This window comes from Saprospiraceae bacterium (assembly GCA_016715965.1).
Classification (GTDB): domain Bacteria; phylum Bacteroidota; class Bacteroidia; order Chitinophagales; family Saprospiraceae; genus Vicinibacter.
Genome location: JADJXG010000001.1, coordinates 1673527 through 1699299, shown reverse-complemented (window position 1 = coordinate 1699299; position 25773 = coordinate 1673527). Strand labels below are relative to the sequence as shown.

Here is a 25773-nt window from a genome sequence, read left to right as displayed (position 1 = left end):
TTTGCGAATTAATAAAAAAAACGTTGGACCGCAAAACTGTATATCGGGTAAGAGTGGACCAGAGACTGATGAATCAATGGAAGTCCTAAAGACAATTCCAGTCTCCAGTTTGATCTGATAACTCTTTGAATTCCCGGATGAATTTCCATATAGTATCCCGAATGGAAAGCAGGATTAAAATTGGGAATTATTTGACCATTGTAAATAAACTGAGCAGATTGCCAGGCTGCTCCCATAAATTCAATATAAAGATTAATATTGGGTTCATCGAAATCATTCTTGGTGTTGCCATTCAAAAGATATCCAAAAGAAATACTCCAGTTGATTGAATTTCCATACTTCATGGTACGCTCAACATCCACTGACTGAACGGGATCTTTTCTGACTTCGCGATAGTCTCCGGGAAGAACTAACTGCAAAGTGCTGCTAACCGCCAACCGATGATACAGAAAGCTATGAATCATTCCGCCACTCCAACCCTTATTGTCGTGCAGGAGGTTTGGTTCTGCCTCATCATGCGCTTGTCGGACATTGGACCATTCAGAAATCAGAGCAATTCTGTAGTGTTTATTTCTCCGGTCTATACTCAACAATCTATATTTTGCCATAACATGAATTCCGTTCCAATTCATGGGATGGGTCTGACCTTTAGCTACCCGATTTGTAAAATAAAACGGGCTTCCGCCAGATGGATGACCATGCGAAACCAAATCCGGTGGTAAATATCTGGAGTGATGGTTGGAAAATGTACCGGATAAATAAACACTTAATTTTGAACCCAGACCATACATGATCCTAAGACCAACCATTGCTTTTGGAGTTTTGATTTCATAATTTCCATTGGTAAAAAGTCGCAATGCAAAGACATTTTTTGGTAAGGTGTTGGCGGACTCAGCCAAAGGAAATAACTCCTGTGAGAAAGCTGATTTACCAAAACTGATAACCAGACTTATGATCAACCATCTCATAACATCAGACCAAACGATTGATTCCATTGGCTTTTCTCCACTTTATATTCTCTAAATATTTCGATTCTTGAAGGCTCGGGTAGATATTTTTTACCACAAGTTGTACAAACTGTTCATTGTTGGATAAAACATTCTCCTGATTTAAGATCCTAATTTGCATTCCAAACCAATCATATATTCCATCTTCTTTCAGCTTAAATTCTGAGAGGGACCATTTGAGTTTTACATCCCTCACCGAAAATCCGGCTTTATAAACCGCTCTAACCAATTTATTTAATTCAAAAGAACGCTTGTGTTGGACGAGGATCAACGCTTCAGTTCCGATGATATCCATTTCGAGATCTGTCACGAAATCCAATTTCCTAATTTGCATTTCGACACTTTTTACACAAGCAGAACAACTTAATCCGTTGATTCCAATTCGGACGATAGAAGATTGGGCACAAGTCTTACTGATCAGTAATGCCAAGCATAATTTGAATGAAAATTTAAAAACCCACCTCATAGGCTTAAAACAAAGCCATTGTTACATGGTTTTGTCAGCCTTGCATTCTTGATTTTTGTACATGCCATTTCAAAGGCAGGCCTTCATCGTATGATCGTGATATCTCCATGTCTCCATTGTGGTTCATTGCCTTCGGTGATAAATTGCAATGCATAGGTATATACTCCTGGCAAAAGGTCTCTCCCTTTGGTGGTTCCATCCCATTTGACCTGATCGCCGATACCATTTCCTGTTTGTTCAAAAACCAAACTGCCCCATCGATCGAAAATTCTCATGACGAGCAATTGGCTTTTATCAGGAAAACGGAAGGTCACTTCAAAAAATTCATTGACCCCATCTCCATTGGGTGAAAATACATTGGGAATGTATACATCTGCCTCAGGCACCTTAACAAAAATGGTAAACTGATCTTCAATCTCACATCCATTGCTATCGGTCAATTTCAGCGTATAAGTGGTGGTTTGCTGCGGAGTAGCTATGGGATTTGTGCAATCCAGACAACTCAAATCCGATGGTGGAGTCCAGCTGATCAAACTTGGAGTAAAATTAAAATTGGGACGAATGGCAACCGTACCACCAAGTTGGATGGTTGTATCCTGGGGCAAATCCAGGGTAAGAATCGGAGATGGGTTGACTGTAAAATTGACCACTGTGTCGCACCCAATGGAATTGAGGATCCTCAGATTGTGATTTCCTTGGGAGAGTCCTGTGAATCTCATTCTTGCAATGTAACTGACCGGAGGCTGACCATCCACTGAAATCATATATGGTCCTGGCGCAACACCGATGTCATTAATTTGAACCACACCCGTATTGGGTGTTTGGCAAAGAATATTTTCAACTTCAATGGTCGGTACGATCGGAGCCGCAAAACTCAAATTGACTTGAATGGTAGAATCACAACCTTGTGCGGGAGATCTGGGTATTACCACACTACCTGAAGGTCTGAGAATAGAAAAAACCTGGTTACCAACCCGAATACTGTCTTTACTACAAATGGTTGGATTAAAAGTAGATACGGGAAGAGGTAAAAACCGAACATTAACGGTCAAAAAACTGTCACAACCCTGATAAGACATTCTTGGTAGATTGATGTCTCCGTTAGGCCTGCTTTCAGAAAAAACGGTTCCTCCTATGTTAATGGTACTACCCATGCAAGTAAACGTATCCAAACTTCCCACAGCGTCCGGTAAAATAGATATGATCACGTTGACCAGAGAATCACAGCCATTGGCCGATTGGTTGGCAAATCTCAAAGTACCCATCGTTCTGCCAGAAGAAAATCGCTGTCCTCCCAAAGTCAAGGTATCCGTGCGACAAATGACCGCTCTGAAAGTACCCATGCCTTCTGTCCTAAGGGTGAGCGATACATTGATAATGCTGTCGCATCCCAAATAGGAGCCATTTTGAAGTATAAATTGTCCGCTTGGATTTCTTGCCCCAAAATAACGACCACCTGCTCCTCCAATTAAAACGCTGTCACTGGGGCACAATGTAAGTCTGAAATCAAATGTGGGATCCGCCACATGGACAAAAACATTGATAACACTGTCGCATCCATTGACAGAACCACTGGTCAAAGTTTGAACTCCTGTTGTTTTGCTTTCACTGAAAATCTCCCCATTGATTGTGATGGTTTGACCTTTACAAATGGCTGTATTGTAATTGCTCTCAGCAAAATTTTTAATGGTCAGATTCACAAAAATAACGCTGTCACAACCAAAGGTCGAGCCACCCGGAAGTATGGCAATTCCTGTTGGTCTATCTTTGTCAAAGATTTCCGTTCCTATCGTCAATCGATCTGTATTACAAATGGTTTGATTCAAAGTAAACAAACCTCTGATCGTCCCAAAAACGACCACGATGGAGTCACATCCATTTTGGGTTTGAAGTGTAACAGAGTCAGCTAGCTTACCTTCAAAAACCCGAACACTGCCAATGCTAACAGTATCCTGATAACAAACATTGACAAAATGTTCTGTTCTGGAACCACCGGCTATTTTAACATCAACAATAAATACCGAATCGCAGATACTGACGCCATCCCCATTTACATTGAATGAATCAGTGGGATTTGTTGAACTGTAAGTTCGGTTGCGAAAATTAACGGTTTCGCCGATACAAATCGTGGGAGAAAATACGGTTCTGACTGGTCCCGGACAGACATAACAGTTAGAAAATTCAGAATAAATATTGGGTCTGTCAGCAGGGTTGGAAGGATACTGATAAGCAGATATGGTATGTCTGTTGGGATATGCCACATTAAGGGTCCAGGCACCTGTTGCATCAGACCTGGTTCTGCCCAATTCAAAACCCGCATGACAGGTGGATCCGGGACACAACAAAGACGGATTGGCATACACACACACTGAATCATTTGGATTTCCTGTACCTCTGATTTGATCCCGATTGACAGAATTGATCACTGGAACAGAAGGTTTTGGTGTGTTTGCATTGTTCAGCAAAACAGCTCTGCCAGAAAGGCAGGTCATGTGGTTGTTAAAATGCCTCGCTTGCGAAATTCCGGGATCTAAAAAATTGACATATACATTGGAGTATCTGGAAATGCTGTTGTGATTTAAAAACAACGAATAAGCACCCATTGCGTTTACATTGATAAAATCTCCACCGTCCCTGGCATAATTGTTTCTAACAAAATAATCTGAATTGCTGGTGCCATTTAACTCTATATCCAAGGTGCCGTTGTAAAAACGATTATTGGAGATGGTGCAGGTCCTCAGAAGGTCATTGGTTTGGATTCCAACAATCTTCTGTCCGTAGAAAAAATTGTTGTTCATGGTGTAGATTCCTCCATCATACAACCTGATGGCATAAGATGGATCGAGAAAGGCATTCACCTTACTGGTGTCCAGGGCCCCAAAAAGATTATTGGTGATCAGACACTGAGAACTTCTGGCCTCAATGCAAGAAAAATTGGTAACAAAAGTGCATGAATCAATATATGAATTTCCAAGTCCCATTGAGGCTCCTATTGCGATCATTCCCCGGGTGATCAGGATGGATGACCTGGTAAAATCAGATCCAAAAGTACATTTTCGGATGGTGATGTCCATACCGCGGGTGAGCTTCACAGAGTGGGTGGTGGTATTGGGGGTTGTGGCTGCATCCTGATAGAACGCACAATTGTATACTTGTCCGGAATCTGCAGCAATGGTAGCATTTCCGAATTCGAGAATATGATCACCAATGGCATCGAAGTTCATATTTCTGAACGACACCCCGCTCATATAAAACCCGCTGCCCAAAATCCTGAAGAAAGGATTGCCTCCCAACACCCTGAAATTGAGATTAACGATAATCGAGCCGGCACCTCCTGCTTGGGATTCTCCCAAAATGCTGGTTTGAGCAGCCGTAACGTCTGGAAAAGCTCCTCCGGGATTAATGGTATGTGGTCCTGCCCCGGGTATATTGAATCGAATTTCACTGACTACGCCATCCGTATTAGAGGCATTGATCGCTTCTCTCAGGCTGCAATGAACTGCATCACAGACCCCATCGTCTGCATCGTTGGCAGAATTTACTGTATAAATTTGCTGAGAATATGCGGTATTCAGGAGTAAGAAGAAACCAAAAAACCATCCAAAACGAAATTTTTCCATAAGTGATGCTATTCTATTTTATATCTGGCGCAAATAGACGTCTAAAAAGCGGTCCAAATATCAGGGTATTACCTGATTTTTACGGAAAATGGTGTAAAAAAATTAGTCTTTGAAGATCTATTGTTAATCATTGTTAAATCAGATGTCTTTCTGCATGATAGCTCGACCTTACCAACGGGCCGCTTTCAACATATAAAAATCCCTTGGAAATCCCCATTTCTCGATATTCAGAAAAAACATCAGGATGGACAAACTCCTTTACTTCCAAATGCATTTTGGTGGGTTGGAGATATTGACCCAGGGTCAAAATTTCACAACCATGGGCTAGAAGATCATCCATTGCTTTGGCAAGCTCTTCTTTGGTTTCACCCAAACCAAGCATAATACCTGTTTTGGTGCGCTTGCCATAATCTTTGGTTCTTTTGATTTGCTCAAGACTGCGTTGATATTTGGCCTGGGGTCTGACCAGACGATACAGTCGTTCTACCGTTTCCATATTGTGAGAGACCACTTCTTGTCCGGCACTGATCATTCGATCCAACGCAGTCCAGTTGGCCTTTACATCAGGGATCAGGCTTTCGATGGTGGTTTGTGGACTCAACTGTTTGACGGCAACGATGGTTTGATGCCAGATTTCTGCTCCCCGGTCCGGCAGCTCATCCCTGTTGACAGAAGTAATGACGGCATGTTTTACCCCCATTAGTCTGATGGCTTCTGCTACACGGATGGGTTCATCGGTATCGTATTCCGGAGGACGACCCGTTTTGACCGCACAAAAGCTACAGGAACGGGTGCATACATCTCCCAAGATCATAAAAGTAGCGGTACCTGCTCCCCAACATTCTCCCATATTGGGACAGTTGCCGCTCTGACAGATTGTGTGTAATTTGTATTCATCAACCAATCGCCTCACTTTGCGATATTCTTCCCCATAAGGAAGTTTTACCCTAAGCCATTCAGGTTTGCGCGGAGTACCTGAAACCTGTGAAGAGACAATCGGAAGATCAATCATAAAGCTGTTTAAAAAGAGCAAAGAAAATCAAACATTACAAACAATGGAAAAATGGACAAGTTTTATTGATCCGATTTAAATCCCTGGCTCCTTGTGGATCGGCTTCCAAATTGGAGATTAAGGAAGAAATTGGGATATAGGAATAGGTTATTCTGATGGACCATGATGGGCACTCTTCTTGGATAAAGGTCCAAACTAATTCCTGCATTCAGAGCTCTTACTCTTTTTTCAAATGCACCTTGATCAATGGTGACTCCTGCCCTAAACCAGGCTCCAGGAATCGCGCTTATCTCACTAAGTCCCTTCCTAAATGCAGAAGCACCCAGAATCTTATTTTGATCGAGAAATAACTCTTTGGTCTCCTCAGAATATCGGATATTTTCAATATTGAGAATACCATCCTGATTTTTAAGTACTTTAAGGTAATAGGGTTTGAGCAATCCCAGGAGCAATCCTCCTTCGATCCGGATTCCTACGGCTGCTCCTTTTTTGGTTGCTTTTTCTGAAAAATAACGAACCATTCCGCGGCCAGCTCTGATGTTCCAAAGGGATTTTTGTTTGCCGTAGGTGTAACTGCTAAATAGGCCGTTACCCTGAAGATTGTTGCGCTGAATGGTTTGCTCTCTAGGATTTTCCACCAAACCTAAATCGAAATGAAGGTAATCTGTACGGTAGTATTTTCTTATTTTTCCTAGATTGTAGCCAAAATAAAATCCGTGGGTATGGATAGCCAGGTCAAAGAAGCGCTCCTGTTTGTAAATAACTCCCTTGCGTACGGTGTGAGGTACCTGAGCTTGACCAACCACAAATGCAACACTTGCGCCAATTATACACAGTATGCTGAGGAGATATTTCATACAAAGCTTAAATATAAGTCAACTATTTGAAATTGGTTCATTATTTTACCTTTGACCGATGCAAGAAATCAAGATCAGAACGGACTCCAGCTCTCCCAGATTGGCTTATATCTGTGATTTTTTGTCTGAAAGATATAGTAATATTCTGCTATCTGTTGAGTCAAATTCCATGCCGGAACTCAATGAATATACCATTATTTACCAAATCAAAAAACCTGTTGATAAGGCCGGCTTTTGGATTCCATCTTCAGGTGGCATTCAAATAAACAATTACCTCCATCCCGCGGGATTTGATTCCTTCCAAAACATGCCGGTGCTTTTTCGAAGTATTGAAGCAAATGGGTTTGATTTTTTTTATGCAATTTTTTGGTTGCTCTCGCGCATGGAAGAATATCGAGCCAATCCAACAGATGCCCACCAAAGATTTTCTTCCCATTCTTCTCTGCTTTTCCAATCCAATCTTTTGAAAATTCCAATGATCGATGTCTGGTTGGACTGGTTTGATCAACAGATATTTCAGCACTTTGGAATTAAAGCAGAAAGGAAAATACAAACTCCCTCATTAACCATTGGTGTGGACATTGACTTTTTTTGGAAATACCACTACAAATCCTGGTGGAAACTAGCAGGCGCTGGAATGTTGGAATTGATTACTTTCCAATGGAAACAATTGGCAGAGAGAATTTCTGTGATCATGAATCAAATTAAAGATCCTTATGACAGTTATGATGAAATTGAAAAACTCTCAAACCCGTTTGTAAAAATCATGTTTTTTGTTCTCGCAGGTGGTGATTCCGCCAATGATAACAATCAATCTGTAGACATACCCGATGCAAAGCAATTGCTAAAAAAATTGTCATTGAAACATCCCATCGGGCTGCATCCTTCGTATAGTTCCTTTCTTAATGCGGATCAATTGGAAACCGAAAAAAACAAACTCGAAAATGCAATTGATCAAAGGATCAGCTCGAGTCGCTTTCATTTTTTAAGAATGAAATTACCCGAAAGCTATGTCCAGTTGGAGAGAAATCAAATCACAGATGATTATTCGCTGGGATTTGCAGAGCAATCCGGTTTCAAAGCAGGCACGGTTCACTCCTTCCTTTGGTACAATCTATCTGAAGAAAAAGTTACTTCATTGCGCATTCATCCATTTGTGGCGATGGACCGTGGATACAAAGATTATCTAAAGTACAACAGCGCAGAAGCTTTAAATGACATGCTTCATTTTTACAAAATCTGTCGTCGTTATGGCGGAGATTGCCACGTTATTTGGCACAACAGCAGTTTTGGACGTTCTGGAGAATGGAAAGAATATCATGGGTTTCTCCAAAAATTGATTGCATCAATTTTAAAAGAAAATGAACAAGAATAAGGTTTTAAAATCTTTCTAGGAATACCGGTATTTTCATATTGCAATACATCCATAACCAAAATTGATTTTTCAATCTTAAAATGGACCATTATAGAAGGATTTAGTTTCAAATTGACCCATTGAATCAATTAAATTATTCCTGATTGGCCAATTGTCCACATGCCGCATCAATATCCTTGCCTCTGCTCTTTCGAACCGTGATCATCACACCATGTCGTCTTACCAATCTGGCAAATTGATCCAGTCGGTTCTCGGAAGATTTGATATAATCGACTCCGGGAATGGGATTGTATTCAATAATATTTACCATCACAGGAAAATGACTACACAATTTGACCAGATTCTTGGCATCCTGATCAGAATCATTGTAATGATCAAAGGCAATATATTCGTAACTAATCTTATTACCTGTTTTTCGGTGGTAATATTTTAGTGCATCCAATAAAGCAGTCAAGTTGTTGTGCGAATTGATGGGCATGATTTCATTTCTCTTTTCATCGTTGGCAGCATGCAGAGAGAGAGCCAGGTTGATGGATAAATTTTCATCTGCCAGTTTTTTAATCATCTTGGCGATTCCTGCCGTGGAAAGCGTAATCCTTTTGGAAGAAATCTGCTGATGGGTGATCAACCGCCGAATCGCACCAATGACATTCTTATAGTTCAGCAATGGTTCGCCCATGCCCATAAATACAATATTGGAAAGTCCCTGTCCATAACGCTCCTTGCAGATGGTATTTACCTGGATAAACTGATCAAAAATTTCTGCCACGCTTAGCTGTCTGAGCAATCCCATCTTTCCGGTTGCACAAAAACTACAGGTCAAACTGCATCCAGCTTGCGATGAAACACATACGGTGTATCTTTTGTCATCCTCTACCGGAATCAGCACAGATTCTATTTTAAGATGGTCCTTGAGCAAGAATCTGATTTTTATGGTACCGTCCAGACTGTTTTGTATTTTATCAATTTGAAGTCCACCGATGTCAAAACGCTCCTTTAAAAATTCGCGTTGGGCTTTGCTCAAATTGGTCATTTGATCAAAGTTTCTCACTGCTTTCACCCAAAGCCAATCTTGAATCTGTGCAGGTCGGTATTTCTCAAAACCCTGCTCCAAAAGCAAAGAAGAGAGGAATTCATTCTCACATTCAAGAATATTCATTTTGGGCTTAGGCTCCATTGGAATTGTTCAGATAGCAAGTAAATGCAATTTTAACTTTTAGGTTCAATGAAAGGTACTCATTAAGAACAGCATGACCGAATAGAAAATCAGCCCAATGGAGAAATAAAACTGATAAAATTGTTCTTAAAGCGGATGGTCTGATTTAAACCCTCACCAAAATACTGGCTTCGTTTTTTAGAATTTCAGCGAAACCATTCTTGATTTCAAACTGGTGTTTTACACCTTTTGTATCTGTCAGCACGATCTTTCCCCTTGAAAGGGCAGAGATCATTGGAGCGTGTCTGTCTAGCACCTCAAACTTTCCATCGAGACCCGGCATCACGATGGCTTTGGCTTCTCCTTCAAAAATCTGGGTTTCTGGTGTGAGGATGGTTACATGCATGGTGCTTAATTATTGGCTTCTGCTAAGATTTTCTTACCTTTTTCGATGGCCTCATCAATGGTTCCTACCAGATTAAATGCCGCTTCCGGATACTCATCCACTTCTCCATCCATGATCATGTTAAATCCGCGGATGGTTTCATCAATTGGAACAAAAACACCTTTGATTCCTGTAAATTGCTCGGCAACGTGGAATGGCTGTGACAAAAATCTCTGAACTCTTCTGGCTCTGTGCACTACCAACTTGTCTTCTTCAGACAATTCCTCCATTCCAAGAATGGCAATAATATCCAACAACTCATTGTATCGCTGCAAAATATTTTTAACCCTTTGAGCAGTGTTGTAATGCAGCTCACCAATGACGAGTGGATCCAAAATCCTGGATGTGGAATCCAAAGGATCAACAGCAGGGTAAATTCCCAATGAGGCAATCTTTCTGCTCAATACCGTGGTGGCGTCAAGGTGCGCAAAGGTGGTCGCGGGTGCCGGGTCGGTCAAGTCATCGGCCGGTACATACACGGCTTGTACCGAAGTAATGGATCCTCTCTTGGTAGAGGTAATCCTTTCTTGCATCAAACCCATCTCGGTAGCAAGCGTCGGTTGATAACCCACCGCAGATGGCATACGACCCAAAAGGGCTGACACCTCAGAACCTGCTTGTGTAAAGCGGAAAATATTGTCAATAAAAAACAGAATGTCTTTACCACCTGCAGGATCATTTAAGTCTCCGTCGCGAAAATATTCTGCTACAGTTAAGCCGGAAAGTGCCACCCTGGCGCGTGCACCGGGAGGTTCATTCATCTGACCAAAGATGAAAGTGGCTTTGGAGTCCAACAATCCTTCCTTGTCGACCGCAGACAGGTCCCAGCCTCCTTCTTCCATGGAATGCAGGAACTTATCACCGTATTTGATAATACCCGCTTCTATCATTTCTCGCAGAAGGTCATTTCCTTCACGGGTCCTTTCTCCCACCCCGGCAAACACAGATAGACCTCCATAGCCTTTTGCAATGTTGTTGATAAGTTCCTGGATCAATACGGTTTTACCAACGCCAGCCCCTCCAAATAGACCGATTTTACCACCTTTTGAATAGGGTTCGATCAAATCGATGACTTTGATTCCAGTGTAAAGCACCTCGTTCTCCGTCGAAAGGTCTTCGTAAGTAGGTGGTTTTTTGTGGATTGAATAGGTGTGTGATTTGGAAACTTCTCCCAAACCATCGATCGCCTGGCCAACGACGTTAAACAAACGGCCCTTGATATAATCTCCAACAGGCATCGCAATCGTAGTTTCTAAGTCAACAGCCTCAGCACCTCTGGTCAGACCATCCGTAGAATCCATCGCAACAGTCCTTACGCTGTCTTCTCCAAGGTGTTGTTGAACCTCAAGGATCAAATCTTCTTTGCCTTCCCTTTTGATGCACAATGCATTGTATATTTCAGGAAGTCTGGAATCGTCTCCTGAAAAAGACACGTCCACAACAGGACCAATAATTTGACTAACTCGACCTATATTTGCCATGATGATGTATTATAATGATTGGATTTAGAAATCCGCCGCAAAAGTATAGACTAAATATCGCCCAACCAAATATTATCCGCTTAGGCCAATTCATTATTTTGTTAATTTAGATAAAATTGAAAGTGAATTCTGTGGCCCCAAAATCCATAAACAGTGAGTTGTTGCTAGATGGAACGAATGATTCCAAAGGTCTCGCAGAGAGTCTTGAGTCCGTATGGATCGAATCAAACGTAGGCAAATGGCCGAAGGTAAACCAGGATTTGTTGATGGTTATCCCGGATGGTAAAATCTCCATTCCTCTGGAAGATATCTTTAAACAATTGTTGGCAGCAGGCCATTTGGAAACGGTTTACGAATACCTGGTCATCCTTCACAGAAAGAAATTAAGCATCCATGCCAATCTTTTGGAACATTTTATGCCATTTGTGTCAGGACATCCCAAAATCGGATTTTTATTGCAGGATTGTCTTGGGCCAACCGGAGAATACCTCTGCAAAAACACTAAAAGCTGGAGCTGGCTGAATACAAAAGACTTGGGCAGTTTGACCAAAATAAAAGATGGCAAACAGAAACTTTTCGCTTTTGAAACTATGTGCAGGTCAAATCCAGAAGAAGCTTATCGCACAATACTTTCGAATGTAGGAAGCATAGACTCAAAGCAACTAAGTGGTTTTTTGCATTCGCTATACCCATATTCACATAAGATCCAATTCGAATTTGAGCCATTTGCACAAGTTATATCGGCCAAAGACCAAAGGATTTTATATGCATACCTATTGACAAACCAAAGCTCAAAAATATTTTCCGAATTTGAACTGGCTTATGATCAGTATCTTGGTTCATTTGATCGAAGTAGATTGATTTCTCCGGCTCTATTGAAAAAAGGAAAAACACACAAAGCAGAATTTTTTATATCTGTTATTCCCCCTGATTGGATTACTGAGCGGGACAAGGTTCAGGATATTTTATCAAATTTATTTAAAGATGGGCTTATGCCGGCTTTGATTGAAAATGTAGCACTTTATCGCTCTGAAAAAATGGCTGGATTGTTGCTGGATTGGTTGGTGCGAAATGGAGAATTCAAGGAAGAGGTAAAGGTGGAAAATCTCTCAGAATTTTGCAACCACTCTACTTTTAATTCTTGTTTGATTCGACTTTCACAATTTTATCCCGGGACTGCTGATCTGGAAGCTTGTTTTAGATTTATGAACAATCCCTTTCATTTTTGGGAAGAGGATCTTTACGAAGAAGTCCTTCGATGGCATGGACATGTGCTCTATGAAAAAAAGTACAGTTTGGAGGTATTTTTTAACATGATTCCATTCCGGGTAAATCCAATGAAAATTGATGGGCTAAAAATTCCGGGTGAAATTAAAAACAGGATTCAAACTGTTATTCCTCTGGACAAAATTTTAAATTTTAGGAAATTGATGCGTTCTTAGATGAATTGCACAAAAGATTTTTCAATTTTCATCGTTAGCCTTTAGGCTTGAATCAAATAAAACCGAAATCCTTCTATGAGAGTCTATAAATACCTGATCATTGGCTTACTTACTCCATTTTTTAATGATCTAAGCATTGCACAATCTTCCAACTGGCAAATCACAGGCTTTGTTACGGATACCACTTCCGGCCCCCTGGCATTGGCCTCCTTAATGGTCCTTCATCCACAAGACAGCACTCTGGTCACATTTGCACAAGCAGACCAAAAAGGCCATTTTATTATTAAAAATTTAAAATCCACATCCTATTTATTAAAAATTACATACGTTGGATTTTTACCTAAAAATATTCCAGTCTCACGTCCGGGTGGTGAATCCATTCTGGAATTGGGTCAAATCAAAATGCTGGAAATATCAAAAGAACTGTTTGAGGTCGTGATAAAAACAGCGAAAGCTCCTATGACCATCCGGGGCGATACGATCGAATATGACGCAACCAAGTTTAAGGTGCCCAAAGGCTCTACCGTTGAAGATCTGTTGAGAAGACTTCCAGGTATGGAAGTCAGTGCAGATGGTACCATTTCAACGGAAGGGCAGGAAATCAGAAAAGTAACAGTTGATGGCAGAAAATTTTTTGGTGGAGATCCAAAATCAGCTACCAAAAATCTTCCGGCAGAAGGTATTTCCAAAGTCCAATTATTTACTGAAGAAACGGAAGAAAAAAAATTGACAGGTGTAAGTTCTGCTCCACCGGAAAAAATGATAAATCTAACCCTAAAGGATGAGTTTAAAAATGGATCCTTTGGAAAACTAATTGCAGGAGCAGGAAGCTCTGAAAGAACAGAACTAAAAGGTAATTTCAATAAATTCAATGAGTCCATGCAGTTTAGCTTTATCGGAAGCGCAAACAATACAGGAAGAAACGGCTTAGGCTGGGACGATTATCAGGATTTTAGAGGCAACCAGTCTTTTAATTGGAACGACCTGTCGGATTTTGGTTTTGGCGGTGGAGGAGATTTTGGGAATTATTCATTTGAAGATGAAGGTTCCATTTCTGGAAGTTTTTTTGGTGGCCGCCAATCTGGATTACCAAAAAATGGTTCTGGTGGTTTAAACTATACCTGGTTTAATGACAAAACTGAGATAAACAGCGTCTATTTTTACAATTTCAATGAATTATTTGCACAAGCCATCCGAACTCAAGAAAATTATTTGCCTGATCAATATTTTAAAAACAACGACTCCACCACCAGGATTAATAGAAATATGGGTCACCAAGCCTTGTTTAGAGGAGAACATAAATTTGATAGCATGCATACCCTGGTGATTAATCTGAATGGCCAACTATCCAATCGTCTTAATGATCATTTTGGAAATTTACAATACTCAAAAGCCAATGATATCATTTCCAATTTAACCCAATTTGACAATACTGGAGAAACAAATTCGATCAGTGGAAATGGTTCCGCAGTCTTCCGAAAAAAATATAAAAACAAAGGCAGAAGCTCAGGAATCAGCGCGGCGCTCTCGCGATTTGATGGACATTTGTTTAATGAAATTGCATCTGACAACAATTTCTTTATCATTGCAAGTGTTTTTGATTCACTTTACTCCATCCGACAAACCAACGAAACCTCCAATCAAAATCTTCTGATCAAATCCAGCATCATGCATGTGGAGCCTATTGGCAATAAATTCTTTTCTCAAACCTTCTACAATTTTAGCCAAAGAAGGGAAGAATCGGATAGAGATGTTTTTGATCTTCAGGATCAAATTGAAATTAAAAATGATTTCCTGTCAAGAGATTATTCCAATTTAATACAGACACAAAGACTTGGAACATCCTTGCGCTATTCCCATCAGGGCACCAATGTTTCTATAGGTCTTGCGCGACAAATATTCAATCTGAACGGTGAATTTAATGGTGGTGTGACCAATACCATTGATCGACAATTCCAAAACTGGATTCCAAATTTAAGTTTTAACAACAGCACCAGAAAAAACCAATATTTGCATGCCTTCTATTCTGTGAATGCGAGAGAACCGAGAATCCAAGATTTACAACCTATTATTGACAACAGCAATCCACTCTACATCAGAATTGGAAATCCGGCACTTATTCCACAGATTGATCATAGAATTGGTTTGGGGTTAAGAAAAAACAATCCTATCAATTTTACCAACTTTAACATAAATGTGAATGGAAATTTCTCTGACAACCAATTTGTGCTGGAACAAAACGTGGACAGTAACCTGGTAACTACAGCGAGGATCATCAATTACAAAGGAATGAAAAGTGCAGGTAGCGGACTGGGTTTTGGATTCCCTATTGTAAAAACGAAAATAAGTTTACAGCTTTCTTACAATTTCAATATTTCTGAATCATTTGCATTGGTCAACGGTTTTGAAAATGAGACATTCTCAATTGCCAATAGCGGATTTGCAAATTTAAATATTACACCCAATGAATCAATCAGTGCATTTTTATCCACAAGATTCTCTTTGACCAATACAAAGTATTCAATTGAATCGAGTCAAAACCAACAAATCTTAACCCAAAATTTTAGCGCCAATCTAAATGCAAAACTATTTTGGGGAATTCTTGCCAGCGCCAATCTTAACTATGACCGGTTTATAAACGAACGGTTCAACTTTAACCAAGAGGTGCCTATACTGAATGCAACTGTATATAAAATTTTTGGCAAAAAAAATCAATTTGAAATTAGGATCTCAGTATATGATATCTTCAATCGAAACTTGGGTGTTAATCTCGTCGCAAACGGTAACATCGTTTCAGAAACCAGGACTACTACTTTGAAGAGATATGGCCTCTTAAGTTTTACCTACAATATACGCGGGATCAATTATAAAGTGAATCAGCAAAACTACCACTTTCATTAATGAAAACCATCCAAATTATTACCACCACTCTTCTATCGGTTCATTTTTTCTTCACCGGCTACAGCCAGTTGACCAGTGGAAGGATAGAATATGACAGAACCATCTATTGGACCAAAATGATGGATGAATTGCCCTACTTAAGCAAGGAAGAGTTGGCGCGCAACAAGTTGACCTGGGGCAATGACGACAGTCATACCATTCAATACAGTCTGATTTTTAATGAAAAAGCAAGTCAGTACATTGAATCTGAAAATCAAAAAGGAAATAACAATCAATGGTCATGGAGAAAAGAACAACTCAATTATTATTTGGATCTGGAAAAGAAAACAAGAAGTGATTTGGTCGAAATGCCGGACAAAATTTACTATGTAGAAACTCCAGAACCTTCCATTCAATGGAAAATTAGATCTGAAATTAAAGAAGTGAATGGTTATGTCTGTATGAGTGCAGAGACCACGGACACCGTTCGCAAGCACAAAATAGTGGCCTGGTTTACATCTGAGATTCCGGTCTCATCGGGTCCTGAATGGTACAGTGGCTTACCCGGTATGATCCTTGAATTGGACATTCAAAATGGTGCTTGTATAATCACTGCGACCAACATTCTCCATGGTCCTGACCTTCCATCCCCCGGCATCCCCGTCAAAAAGAAAAAATATAAAATCATTGACCTCGCCAAACTTCACCAATTGCAAACCAATTACATCAATCAATGCATTGCCTCAAGAAGGAATCCATACTGGAATTTAAGGTATTAGGAGAAGATTCATTTGTCCTTTGAAAATCAGGAAGAAACAGAGATGATGCAGAAGAGGCTATGGGAAAATCTGAAAAACGAATCTTCTGTTTGATTCATATTTCCACTTTGCTATTTCTCTATTTCCAAAATTCCTTTTTTGCAAATTTTACCGACTGCATGGATGCGGCCACTTATTACTGACTAGGATTTTCTCCATTTTTTTTTTCGTTGACCTTTGTCTCTCCAGGAATCAAAGCTATCTGTGATCCTGTCTATTTCTTCTTCCACTTTTTTTGCAATGGTTTGCACATTGATGGGTTCGCCCCTCATGGCCAATCTCTCCCCTGCCGTTTGTGCTTCCTGAGTGGCTACCCACAATATCAGATAAAGAATCAGGGTAAATCCACCGGCAAACAATCCGGCTGCAAAGATGACCCGCATGATAACGACATCTTGAATTCCAAAATAATGAGACAATCCACTGCATACTCCGGCCAACTTCTTGTCATCAGGATCTCTATATAATTTTTTTCCTGTTCTGATTCCCCAGGCTGCATTGGTCTTGTGTCCAAATTTGGGCACTTCCTCTTCATTGGTCCATTCTGCACCAAAAGCTTCAGGAGAACCCATGATGGTTATGGCTTGTTGTACCATCTCTAGAGTTACGATGCTGCGTCCGATCATTTTCTCCTGAAAAATTTCAGCGATTCTGGACTCAATATCATGCATGATTTCATCGCAGCCTTCAGATCTCTCAAAATGCTTTCTCAACGAATCGAGGTAGTGATCTAATTTTTCAAAAGCAAGGTCATCTATAGAAAATGGATAACCCCCTACATTAATGTGAAGAATTTTATTCATGGTTTAAAATTGTTATGTTTAAAGATTGATTGACTCCTAATACAAATTGATTCCAGCTCTCAGTGAGCGTTTGCAAAGCTTCCTTGCCCTGACCCGTAATGCAAAAATATTTTCTGGGTGGCCCCGAAGTCGATTCCTGCCAGTAGTATTCCAACAAGCCAAAATTCTTGAGTCTGGTCAGAATCGGGTAGAGGGTACCTTCAAGGACGATCAGGTCTGCAGATTTGAGCTGTTGAATGATGTCCGACGGATAAGCCTCTTTTTGATTGAGGATGGACAGGATGCACATTTCGAGAACGCCTTTTTTCATTTGGGCAATGGTATTTTCAAGCTTCATATCTTTTAAATTTAGGACAAAGATATGGCGTGATATAGTACTGTGCAATACATAGTACTATAATATGCCTATAAATTCGACCAAATGGACAATTTTCCTGATCAATGCCTAGATATTGTCCCCATATCAAAAACAAAATAGCCCCAAAACCATTATTTGATCCATGGGTCAGGGAGACTTCAAAGAACTTTTGGGCTATTTTCCGATGGTGGAACTGCCTTTTACCTTACAGGAAGGTTCCGAACACGAATTTGGACTCAACAGTGATCCTATACCGATACGACTTTTGGAAGATTGGATTTATCCGCATCTGCCTTTTCAAGCCGACGAATTCACCGAAGTTATCCCCGGGGTTCATTGGAAAAGCTCGGAGGGCTGCAGCCTTTTGGTTTTTTGGACAGCACGGCTGATGAAATACTCCTTTGTGGTCTATTGTTTTGATCCCAACATGCGATACACCGATTTGGCAGAAGTGGCAGGTTTTACAGCTTTCGGAGATGAGGTCATCCGCCGGATGGCACGTATCGATGATCCGGACACCATCTATGTGGTCGAAGGCTCCCAAAAAATCAATGACAAGGACATCCGTCCCGGCCATACCCGCAAGTGGGAAATACAGATATTGAGCAATGGCGAATTAGAGGAATTGGAAATGACGGATTAAAGAAAATCAGAAATCTGAAATAAAAAAGCCGGCAACATGGCCGGCTTTTTTTTTTTGGCATACAAGAAATACTTATTTCAGTATAATCTTTTGGGTTTGAACTTTGCCTGCTTCGATAACTTCCAAGATCATCACACCCCTTGGCAAATCTCCCACTTCAAATGAAAGGATCTCTGCGTTGTTGGTTCCATTTTTGGTTTGCAGAATTTGTCCCTGCAAATTTCGAAGGTGTATTACAAAATTCGATTTGGCTTGCTTGTGTTGAACAAAAATCCTGTCGCGACCCGGGTTTGGAAATACCTTGATTTCACCCACCTCATTACGATCGTCGGAGGTATTGACCACTTTTTTAGAATCCACCAAAATTCCTTTCTTTCCAAAATTAACACAATGATTCTCACCTAATCCGGTGGTCATACACAAATCGGAATTATAAAAATAGGGAGTAATGACTTCGAAATTGTCAATCAGCCAGCCCTTTTGTCCAGGCTGTGTGGATTCTCCTGAATCATCGTTACCCGCATTAAACCTTATTTTAAAGTCTTTTCCCTTGTATTTGCTGATGTCAAACACCACCGGAGTATAATCTCTGAGGTAACCACTAAAACCTTTCAAAAATGGAATTGGGAAAGTGTTGTATGACAAGTCGCCCTGATATCCGTTGAGGAAGAAATCATCCGACTCTATTCGCTCATAGATGAAACCGTCGGTGGAAACATCGATAAATCCTCCATCCAAACCCTGCAGCGTGTTTAATTTATGGTAAAACAAAACAGAACAGTCCACATCAGGAAGTTTAATCGGATCAATCTTGAAAAGATAATGTCTTCTGGCTTCGGAACCTGAGGTTTCCCACCACCAGGCAGTACTTTCATCAACTCCTAAACCTCCTATCCACTGGAAACTTCCTGTCCCAATACTTCCTGGTATATCCGCCCATTCGTATTTAAATTCTGTGTCCGGATGTTCAAAATCATCAATAAACAAAGTATTGGAAAAACGATCTACGGCAGATTTGAGTTTGTAAGTAATGACCAGGTTTTGCAGTGATCTCATGGAGTCAATGATCCAGTTCAATTTGTCTCCTGAAATAGCATTTGGTGTTAGGGAAGCTGATCCATTGACGTAGGTACAACCATCTGGAATCAAATCGTCCAATCTCAAATCTCTTACAGAACTTGCTCTGAGATTCCGAATGGTAATGGATACTGTAAATTCTTCTCCCGCCTTTATGACAAATGGAGCAGATTTGTTGATCAGGGTTTTGTTGATACAGGTTGGAAATGCTTCATAATCTTCCCTCTCATCACCTACCAAATTGGCTAATCCCTGGCTTGCATTAAAACCAACTCCCCTTCTTGCAAAAACTTCCCAAATCAAACAGGAATTGGCGGCTCCATTGTTAATGGTATCGGCTTTCAAAATGGCGTTTCTGCCATCCACGATACCTGGACCGCAGGGCTGTAATTTCATACCGTCCATCACCAGCTGTATGGCGATGTTATTTCCTGCAGATTTATTGAGAAAATTGGGATCATAGCCATATTTATCCGACAAAGCCCAATATAAATCCCACAGCATCACTGCCCAAACTTCACCAAGATCATGAACGGATGAATTGATGTTTTTGTATGTGTGACTATTAATGGCCATATTGGTGGCATAAGGTTTTCTTCTGATTCCAATCCCATCCGTTGGTGCATTGCTTGCATAATTGCCGATTCCTTTAACCATGTCGCGATTGTCACCGGCTCTTTGTGTCATTAGAAGGGACATAAAATCACTCCAGCCCTCACCCATTTGTTCGGCATTGCCAAGACAACCCGCCTGAGCAGGTCCACCCGTCAACCGATTGGATACTCCATGACCATATTCATGGGCTATAATTCCATTGTCAAAATCTCCATCCAAAGAATCGGGTCCGGCATTGCCTCCTGTTGGTCTAACAATTCGAATGATGAGTCCATTTTCTATATAAGCTATAAAACGATCACAAATGGATTTTCTGGCAAAATAAGTTGGAATGGTAACCTGAGCGCCTCTGGCTCCCGCACCCATGGATACATTTTGTTCATCAAAACCGCAGATGATTACCGCAATGGCTCCGGCATTTTGTGCGTAGAGTGCTTTATCTCCAAACTCACATTCACCTCTGGTAATCACGACAATTTTTCCTTGCAATTTTTCTCTCTTTTGGGTGTTTCTACAACCCAATCTCTCCTTTCCGGGAACTCCATCATCAGACCACACAACTTCTCCGATAAGTGGAGTGGTGGTTGCTGCTCCTCCCCAACCAGAACCAGGGGTCATTGGTGCCGGACCAGCTATGCTGTCCGGAGCGTCTATAGAAACATCTCCAGCTGCACCAGACCACAGGTACATTTGCATTCTTCCAGAATTTCCATCAGACGGGGTCGAGAAATTGGCGTTGTTGACTCCACTGCCATCCTGCGCTTCAGCTAGAACGTGATCTGTGGCAGCCCCTCCTTTTCCATAATTATTGCTTTGAAAGTTACCGGCAGGTTCTGTAAATCCGAATTGATACAAGACATCGTGCATCATGTTGTTCATGTAAAACAAATTGGTCATGGCAGCTTTTGTATAGCTGGCAGGATTTAGTTTTTGGTCAAAAGGGAAATCAAAAATCAAAGAAGCCCCACCATCAGCCCTTTCGGGATCAGCAGCATTGTCTGCATTTCGATCCAAATAGGCATTGACGTTGTTTCCCCTCGTGATGGTAAATTCCGCACCAGCTTGCCCATTTGTATCATGCCATCCGAATGGAGATGCATTTTTATATTCCGGATCGGTCACCAACTGACGAGATCCGTGGATCGGGCTTTCAATGGGTACAGGAATAACATTGTATGCCGATGCTGCAAAAGATAAGTCAACAGGTTGATGCTGGCTTTCTATTTTTTCAGTGCCAAGACCGGATGCATGTACTTCTTCGGTACAGCGACCTTTGTGTTGGTGGCCAAATTGACAATACAAAGTATAATTATGTTCATCAATAATTTGTCCAGTGATGGCATCAATCCTGGTACTCCAGTAATCAGTGCGGTCTGTCAGGTCCATGCTGATGTCCCAGGCAAGTTTTAGATTTCCTGCTTTGTCCATGGCATACACGAGTCTTACAGGTATATCCGAATGGCTGAAATTCGTTTTGCTATAAATCCTTTTATTGGCCTCTGTTCTGTACACATCAGAAGGAAGGATCGCGTTTTTCACCTGATAGTGCAGCAACATATTCTCCATGGCCTTCAAAGCTGAGATACGGGCTTTGGTGGAATTAATTTTAGATGCAAGGTTTGGCACAAAACGGTGAGGAGAATCATACACTTTACCATCCCTTGTGATATGAACCGATGTGATCGCGTTGTACACAGGAATACCCTGATAAGCTTGCTGATAGTAGATGTGAGTGACTCCATTGTGCTCCGAAGTGTATTGATCGCTGATCAACAAATCCTTTACATCTGCAGAAGAAAGACCCCATTGTTCCACTGCAGCCTGAATGTATTTGCGGCCTGCATCATCGGTTGAGACAGATTGGGCTTGGATGTCCAAATTGTTAATTAAACTACTGAAAATGAATAGATAAAATATAGATTTTTTCATTGATACAAAAATTTTATACAAAAGAGTCGTAAATTTACAATTTATTTGAAAATTGGATGAAAAAAGCAAATTCGGAATGGCTCATCGGCAAAAATGCATTGCATGAAGCTCTTGCTGCCGGGAAAGAATTGCAAAAGGTGTACCTGGGAGAATACCTTGAATCGGATACACTCAGAGAATTAATTAAACAGATTAGAAAACATAAGATCCCTGTTTTAACGGTGCCAAAAGCCAAACTTGACAAACTATGTAACGCTCAACATCAGGGAGTGTTGGCTTTGATCAACCCAATATTTTTTCAGAAAGTACACGATGTAGTGATTCATTTATTTGAATCTGGTGAAAATCCTGCACTCGCTATTTTGGATGGTATTACGGATGTTCACAATTTCGGTGCCATTGCACGTTCTGCAGAAATACTTGGCATCCATGCATTGATCATTGGTAAAAAGCAAAGCGCACCGATCAACCACGAAGCCATCAAATCTTCTGCAGGTGCCTTGCTCAGAATTTCCGTTTGCAGAGAAAACAATCTGGTCCATGTGGTCAAGGAGTTAAAGAAGATGGGTATTCAAATCTACGCAGCCAGTGAAAAAGCAAAACTCCATGTCAACAAAGTTAAATTAAATCAACCATTGGCTTTTATTTTGGGATCAGAGGGTGAGGGCATTGATCCTTTATTGTTGGCTGAAGCTAATGAACTCGTAAAGATTCCTCAGATCGGGCATACCAATTCACTGAATGTCAGCGTTGCTTCAGGAATCCTGTTTTATGAAAGGATGACCCAAAATTTAATTGACCCTTCTTAATTTATCATAATTTTAAGATCTATTTTTTAAATTGATTGTTTCAAAGCTGTAAATTTTTTAGCAGATGTTTCGATGGAGTTTTGTTTTAGTCCTTTATCAGCTACTTGGGATCCATGGTTTGTATTCTCAGGATTCTCTGGCCTCCTCCCTGTTGTGGAAAATCCATGGTAAGGATTTAAAGGAACCGTCTTATTTATTTGGTACCATCCACATGATCCCAGCCAGTGATTTTTTTATGCCAAAGGGCACTGAAGAATGCTTCCAAAAAACAAAGACCTTGTTTATGGAACTGGATTTGAGCGAAGCGGGGGATTTTGAAAACATGATGCCCATTATGGACAAGATCTTTATGGACAATGACACCACGCTGGCGGATCTTCTGTCTCCGGAGGAATACATGCTTGTCAGTGAACACATGGAAGGGATGGGCTTGCCAATGATGTTTTTTGAACGGATGAAACCTATGTTTCTGAGTGCCATGGCCTCTCCTGAAATGAATCCAGCCAATCTCCAAAGTGGTGAAATAAAATCTTATGAAATTGTTTTTAACGAACTGGCCCAGCAACAGAAAAAAAGGGTAAAAGGCCTGGAAACAGTTGACTTTCAATTGTCTCTATTTGATCAAATCCCTTATAAAGTCCAGGCAAAAATGTTGGTGGATGCGTTTAAGGCAACTGGCAATGATGCACAGGATTTATCGCGAATGGTAGAAATTTACAAATCTCAAAATTTAAATTTATTGCAGACTGCCATTGAAAACGATGAAGAAGGAATGAGACCTTATATGTCTGTTTTGCTCAACAACAGAAACCAAAGCTGGATTCCTGTCATGCAGCAAAACATGTCTGAGGGTAGTTGCTTTTTCGCTGTTGGTGCAGGACATCTTGCCGGTGAGCAGGGTGTGATCCAATTGCTCCGAAATCTGAACTATCAGGTTGAACCAGTCATGCAATAATCATCACAATGCCTTTGATACAAAAAGTAAGGGGATATTTTCCATTGATTCATCCGGATAGTTTTGTGGCAGATAATGCAACACTGACAGGTGATGTCGTTATCGGACCTGATTGTAGCATCTGGTACAACGCCATCATCCGGGGTGATGTCAATTCAATCCGAATTGGTCATAAGGTGAATGTACAGGATGGCGTGATCATCCATTGTACTTTTCAGAAAAGCATTACCGTCATAGGAGATCGTGTTAGTATTGGTCACGGCGCAATCATTCACGGCTGTGTGATTGATTCAGATGTTTTAATCGGAATGGGAGCCATAGTCATGGACAATGTGCATATTCCATCAAGGGTAATTGTAGGTGCAGCCTCCTTAATTCCAGAAAATCAAATTTTAGAATCCGGTTATATCTATGCTGGAGTCCCGGCTAAAAAATTAAAACCCATCGATGAAAAAAATTTTGATTTTTTTATCAAAAGGACCGCCGCCAATTATCAAATGTACGCAAGTTGGGTAAAAGAAGCAAGTAGTTTGTGATCCTACAATTCTTAACACATCGTTTGTCTTTATCAGAAGCTCAAAGAAAAAAGACTCAATAAGAATTAGTCTTTCTTTCTTTAATGTTTAATCATCGACCTTCAATTACAAGATTAAACTAATTTCCATACCACCATCTGATTAATATTTTTATAGACATTGCAAATATTTACATTCTAATTCTGCATTTAATGTAAGGATAAAAATTGAAACATCCCCTTCTTTGGAAATTTGATTTCAGATTCTTATCTCATTTTTAATCCAATGTAATGTCCATATGGGATATTGACTCAAAACCCTTTGCTGTCAATGACAATTGAAGAAAAGTATTTTCCCAGGCATTTGATTTCAATTCATTCTTCATTGTCTGATCCTGATTTACCACATTCATTAGATCGTATCCAATCCAATTTTCTATTAGATCTTTAAATAATTGCTTTTTATATCTTCCGAAAAGTTTGGGTCTTTGCACCATACCCAAAGATAATCCAAACTAATTCCACCAATAAGAGCATATTTAAAAATTAAATCAAGGGCAATGACTTTGTATTTCGGGTAAAAAGGACCTAATAATGAAACTTTAAGCCTGCCCATTTCCCTTGAATCTAAAATCAAACCTAGCAATTTCATATCATTTTCTTGAATAATTCAATGGATCAATTGAGTGGATTGCTGCGATTCTTTGAGAAATGGTATTTCAACTGTAAAGGCCTATGCTGAATGTGAGATCGTGTATTCAATAAATCCTAGATCAGTTTTTTAAAAATAAAAATTTGACAATGATATCAAACTACAACATTCATCTTTCAGGAATAAATTGCATTGGATGTTTTCATTGAATGGACACTAGAATATTCCATTCAAGCTTTGTTAGTCCAATATATAATCGCTGCCATCCGTCCATCGAATTCTCACCGGACCAATTCCCTTGATCCAGTCAAGCGCAGTAAGTCCATCAACCGCACTGGTATCTGTAGGATCGATTAGACTCAATACAAGGGTATTCATATTGTCATATAAAACGGGATAGATTGAGGTCCTCCATCCGGTCCGGGGAACGGCAACGAGTGTATCAGCATACAATCTGCAGAAAAAAGAGCTGTCTCTTTTGTCATTGATGATTGTAAAATTGACCACATCTCTAAGAGATTCGGTCACAAACTCAAAGACTTGTCCGTCCTTTTCTCCAGTTAAATAAGACAACCTGCCACGAAAAACAGTACAACAACCCGGATCACCCACGCAAGTATCATAGCTGGCATTCCTGCGAATCAAACGAAAGGTATTTGAAGGATTCCTCTGGTTATAGTAGTTCAACTCTGAAGGCATATCTACATCTTCCACCCAAGAGATGGCATTTTGAGATTCGTAGTGCTTAGGTGGAGTGCATTCACCACAATCCTGAATCCCTTCAATACAACAAGAAGAAATCAAAACAAAGGAAATCAAAACAAGCTTAGAGTCAATGAATTTTTGCATCAATAATAAG

Annotated in this window: 21 protein-coding genes; 8 read left to right on the top strand and 13 right to left on the bottom strand. The window is 40.4% G+C overall.

The features are described 5' to 3' along the window. Nucleotides 1-8: 8 nt before the first annotated feature. From IPM48_06400 to IPM48_06380, 5 genes are all read right to left on the bottom strand, one after another. Complete coding sequence (locus tag IPM48_06400) at nucleotides 9-995, bottom strand: hypothetical protein (GenBank protein MBK9271209.1); 987 nt, start codon at nucleotides 993-995, stop codon at nucleotides 9-11. After that, nucleotides 973-1437 (bottom strand): heavy-metal-associated domain-containing protein, encoded by a 465-nt coding sequence (locus IPM48_06395; GenBank protein ID MBK9271208.1) that lies wholly within the window; start codon nucleotides 1435-1437, stop codon nucleotides 973-975. The genes IPM48_06400 and IPM48_06395 overlap by 23 nt, the downstream gene beginning before the upstream one ends. A 119-nt stretch (nucleotides 1438-1556) precedes the next feature. Next, the gene (locus tag IPM48_06390) at nucleotides 1557-5093 is read right to left on the bottom strand and encodes a gliding motility-associated C-terminal domain-containing protein (GenBank protein MBK9271207.1); all 3537 of its coding nucleotides are present in this window, start codon (nucleotides 5091-5093) and stop codon (nucleotides 1557-1559) included. A gap of 133 nt (nucleotides 5094-5226) precedes the next feature. Next, complete coding sequence (lipA, locus tag IPM48_06385) at nucleotides 5227-6105, bottom strand: lipoyl synthase (protein MBK9271206.1); 879 nt, start codon at nucleotides 6103-6105, stop codon at nucleotides 5227-5229. A gap of 62 nt (nucleotides 6106-6167) precedes the next feature. Continuing rightward, complete coding sequence (locus tag IPM48_06380; protein MBK9271205.1) at nucleotides 6168-6962, bottom strand: hypothetical protein; 795 nt, start codon at nucleotides 6960-6962, stop codon at nucleotides 6168-6170. A 58-nt stretch (nucleotides 6963-7020) separates the two neighbouring features. On the opposite strand from IPM48_06380, the gene IPM48_06375 reads away from it, so the two are divergent. Then, nucleotides 7021-8337, top strand: a complete 1317-nt coding sequence (locus IPM48_06375; protein ID MBK9271204.1) for a hypothetical protein — start codon at nucleotides 7021-7023, stop codon at nucleotides 8335-8337. Nucleotides 8338-8470: 133 nt separating this feature from the next. Here IPM48_06375 and rlmN read toward each other — a convergent pair whose 3' ends face one another. The 3 genes from rlmN to IPM48_06360 form a co-directional block, all read right to left on the bottom strand. Beyond that, nucleotides 8471-9514 (bottom strand): 23S rRNA (adenine(2503)-C(2))-methyltransferase RlmN, encoded by a 1044-nt coding sequence (gene rlmN / locus IPM48_06370; GenBank protein MBK9271203.1) that lies wholly within the window; start codon nucleotides 9512-9514, stop codon nucleotides 8471-8473. Nucleotides 9515-9659: 145 nt separating this feature from the next. After that, nucleotides 9660-9899, bottom strand: a complete 240-nt coding sequence (locus IPM48_06365) for a F0F1 ATP synthase subunit epsilon (GenBank protein MBK9271202.1) — start codon at nucleotides 9897-9899, stop codon at nucleotides 9660-9662. Nucleotides 9900-9904: 5 nt separating this feature from the next. Continuing rightward, the gene (locus IPM48_06360; GenBank protein MBK9271201.1) at nucleotides 9905-11419 is read right to left on the bottom strand and encodes a F0F1 ATP synthase subunit beta; all 1515 of its coding nucleotides are present in this window, start codon (nucleotides 11417-11419) and stop codon (nucleotides 9905-9907) included. Nucleotides 11420-11541: 122 nt separating this feature from the next. On the opposite strand from IPM48_06360, the gene IPM48_06355 reads away from it, so the two are divergent. The 3 genes from IPM48_06355 (at nucleotide 11542) to IPM48_06345 (ending at nucleotide 16520) form a co-directional block, all read left to right on the top strand. Then, nucleotides 11542-12861 (top strand): hypothetical protein, encoded by a 1320-nt coding sequence (locus tag IPM48_06355; protein MBK9271200.1) that lies wholly within the window; start codon nucleotides 11542-11544, stop codon nucleotides 12859-12861. A 75-nt stretch (nucleotides 12862-12936) separates the two neighbouring features. Continuing rightward, nucleotides 12937-15762, top strand: a complete 2826-nt coding sequence (locus IPM48_06350; protein MBK9271199.1) for an outer membrane beta-barrel protein — start codon at nucleotides 12937-12939, stop codon at nucleotides 15760-15762. Continuing rightward, nucleotides 15762-16520, top strand: coding sequence for a GLPGLI family protein (locus IPM48_06345; GenBank protein ID MBK9271198.1), 759 nt, complete (start codon nucleotides 15762-15764; stop codon nucleotides 16518-16520). Before IPM48_06350 ends, IPM48_06345 begins: the two co-directional genes overlap by 1 nt. Before the next feature lie 182 nt (nucleotides 16521-16702). Here IPM48_06345 and IPM48_06340 read toward each other — a convergent pair whose 3' ends face one another. Both IPM48_06340 and IPM48_06335 read right to left on the bottom strand, forming a co-directional pair. Then, nucleotides 16703-17362, bottom strand: a complete 660-nt coding sequence (locus tag IPM48_06340) for a PspC domain-containing protein (protein ID MBK9271197.1) — start codon at nucleotides 17360-17362, stop codon at nucleotides 16703-16705. Continuing rightward, nucleotides 17355-17699, bottom strand: a complete 345-nt coding sequence (locus IPM48_06335; GenBank protein MBK9271196.1) for a PadR family transcriptional regulator — start codon at nucleotides 17697-17699, stop codon at nucleotides 17355-17357. The genes IPM48_06340 and IPM48_06335 overlap by 8 nt, the downstream gene beginning before the upstream one ends. A 163-nt stretch (nucleotides 17700-17862) precedes the next feature. On the opposite strand from IPM48_06335, the gene IPM48_06330 reads away from it, so the two are divergent. Next, a complete protein-coding gene (locus tag IPM48_06330) occupies nucleotides 17863-18363 on the top strand; it encodes a hypothetical protein (GenBank protein MBK9271195.1) in 501 nt (166 codons plus the stop codon). 72 nt (nucleotides 18364-18435) lie between these two features. Here IPM48_06330 and IPM48_06325 read toward each other — a convergent pair whose 3' ends face one another. Beyond that, complete coding sequence (locus IPM48_06325; protein ID MBK9271194.1) at nucleotides 18436-21984, bottom strand: M36 family metallopeptidase; 3549 nt, start codon at nucleotides 21982-21984, stop codon at nucleotides 18436-18438. A 56-nt stretch (nucleotides 21985-22040) separates the two neighbouring features. On the opposite strand from IPM48_06325, the gene rlmB reads away from it, so the two are divergent. The 3 genes from rlmB to IPM48_06310 all read left to right on the top strand — a co-directional run bounded on the left by rlmB (nucleotide 22041) and on the right by IPM48_06310 (nucleotide 24284). Next, nucleotides 22041-22793, top strand: coding sequence for a 23S rRNA (guanosine(2251)-2'-O)-methyltransferase RlmB (gene rlmB, locus IPM48_06320; GenBank protein MBK9271193.1), 753 nt, complete (start codon nucleotides 22041-22043; stop codon nucleotides 22791-22793). A 64-nt stretch (nucleotides 22794-22857) separates the two neighbouring features. Continuing rightward, entirely contained in the window at nucleotides 22858-23748 is an 891-nt protein-coding gene (locus tag IPM48_06315) for a TraB/GumN family protein (protein ID MBK9271192.1), read from the top strand. A gap of 8 nt (nucleotides 23749-23756) precedes the next feature. Then, the gene (locus IPM48_06310; protein ID MBK9271191.1) at nucleotides 23757-24284 is read left to right on the top strand and encodes a gamma carbonic anhydrase family protein; all 528 of its coding nucleotides are present in this window, start codon (nucleotides 23757-23759) and stop codon (nucleotides 24282-24284) included. Nucleotides 24285-24701: 417 nt separating this feature from the next. Here IPM48_06310 and IPM48_06305 read toward each other — a convergent pair whose 3' ends face one another. Continuing rightward, nucleotides 24702-24914, bottom strand: coding sequence for a lipocalin family protein (locus IPM48_06305; protein MBK9271190.1), 213 nt, complete (start codon nucleotides 24912-24914; stop codon nucleotides 24702-24704). A 240-nt stretch (nucleotides 24915-25154) separates the two neighbouring features. Continuing rightward, nucleotides 25155-25763 carry a hypothetical protein gene (locus tag IPM48_06300; protein MBK9271189.1) on the bottom strand — a complete coding sequence of 203 codons (609 nt, stop codon included), beginning with the start codon at nucleotides 25761-25763 and terminating at the stop codon, nucleotides 25155-25157. Nucleotides 25764-25773 lie beyond the last annotated feature (10 nt).